The sequence below is a fragment of the Cyanobium sp. NIVA-CYA 375 genome (assembly GCF_056108345.1).
Genome location: NZ_JBSYHW010000204.1, coordinates 1 through 1,457 on the forward strand (window position 1 = coordinate 1; position 1,457 = coordinate 1,457).

The window sequence follows — 1,457 nt, forward strand, 5'->3', positions numbered from 1 at the left end:
TGCCCGCCATCCGCAAGTGTCTGGCCCGCGTTGATGAGCTCGATCAGCGGCTGCTGGCCCAGCATGAGTTGCTGGTGCTGCGCTGCGAGCTCGAATCCAAGCGGCACGCTGTGGCCTAAGGCTCAGGAGCCACAGGCTCAAGCCCTGCCGGGGGCCAAATCCCGGCTTTTTCACCCTGTTGTTTTGCTGGAGATCAGGGTCAGCAGTGGTGCCCCGCAGGAGAGAGCACTTCCCCGATTGTTCGCCCAAGTGCCAGCAACCTGACGGGCTGGCAGCACCGCAGCGTCAAGGCCAAGGCGAGCGCCCGGTGGGAATTACTGAGTGCACCTTTCAGTGCCACTCGGGCGGCCTTGACCCGACATCTTATTGGGCGCGAGAGGGGGCGTTTTTTCTCCTTTCTGCGATGCAAGCCACCTCCACCCTGCTCCGCTCCAGCAGCACCAGGCAGCGCAAGGCCGGCCAGTCCGTTAAGCAGCTGGTGCTGTTTCCCTTGCCCGAGCCGATCGCCTGCTGCTGGGATCTGATCTGCCCAGAGGAAGCCTGGGAGCAGCCCCTGCGCTGGGCCGTCTAGGGCCCAGGCCCGCTGGAGGCCTACGCCCCTCCACCCACTCGCGCCTGCTCGGGGATTCCAGTGCTGCGGCCCTAACCCGTGGTGCACCAGCTGGCCTAAATGCAGGCAGCTCAGCTGCCGCCAGCTGCCCATCCATCAGCACCACCGGCTCCGTTGACTTCCGCAGCGTTGTGGTGCTCCAGCCAGGCATTCAGCAGGTCGCCTTTGGTCACCCGATAGCCCAACTGGCGAGCGGTGTGCAGCAGCTCCTTGCGGCTGCGGCACTGGCCGAGGGTCTGCTGGAGCGCCTGGCTGGTTTCTGCATCAGCCACCAACCGCTCAAGATCAGACCAGCTCATGCGAGTGTGCCCGGTATGCGCTCACGTTCGCGTGGGATAGCCCCTGGCACCAGGTTCCGCAGGGCAAGCTCTTGCACTCCACCCGGTTGCTGTCTGCCCTGTCCCTTTGTTGGGGTGGAGGTCAGGTCCCCTTGGTAAACCAGACCTCATCCGACCTGGCGGGAGCAGCTGGTCCAGGCCTCGATCGCGAGGGGAGCGAGCAGGTCTGTTCACCGGACGCGGTGAGGAGGCAGCACGGGTATTGCAGCAGGGCCACTGGGCGTTGGCTGGCCGGGCGTTGCGAAACCCCTCCGCAGCTTGCCCCTGCGGCTCGCACTAGCAAGGGCTGACGCAAGGCTCGCTGTGCTCGCCCCTGGCTAGTGCTCACCTTTGGGGCGCTTGGTCGGTGTTCTCCGCACCACCCCAGCCATGGCCACTCCCCAAGGCCCCGTCTGTGAAGTCCGCCTGCTTGTGGTTCACCGCTATCCGCCAGGCGTTCAGAAGCTCGGCTCCACTCCCTGTGAGGTCGAGTTCTTTGGCCGCCGCGGTAAGCCCGTCAAAAAGATGCG

General features: G+C 65.2%; 2 protein-coding genes. One reads left to right on the forward strand and one right to left on the reverse strand.

The features are described from left to right. Positions 1-403: 403 nt before the first annotated feature. On the forward strand, positions 404-571 hold the full coding sequence (locus AC01FP_RS17560) for a hypothetical protein (RefSeq protein WP_474482006.1): 168 nt from the start codon (positions 404-406) through the stop codon (positions 569-571). Between the two features lie 110 nt (positions 572-681). Here AC01FP_RS17560 and AC01FP_RS17565 read toward each other — a convergent pair whose 3' ends face one another. Further along, positions 682-909 (reverse strand): Nif11-like leader peptide family natural product precursor, encoded by a 228-nt coding sequence (locus AC01FP_RS17565; RefSeq protein ID WP_474482007.1) that lies wholly within the window; start codon positions 907-909, stop codon positions 682-684. Positions 910-1,457: the final 548 nt, after the last annotated feature.

Coding starts and splice junctions, on each gene's coding strand:
- AC01FP_RS17560 (WP_474482006.1), top strand. CDS start 404: ATGCAAGCCACCTCCACCCTGCTCCGCTCCAGCAGCACCAGGCAGCGC.
- AC01FP_RS17565 (WP_474482007.1), bottom strand. CDS start 909: ATGAGCTGGTCTGATCTTGAGCGGTTGGTGGCTGATGCAGAAACCAGC.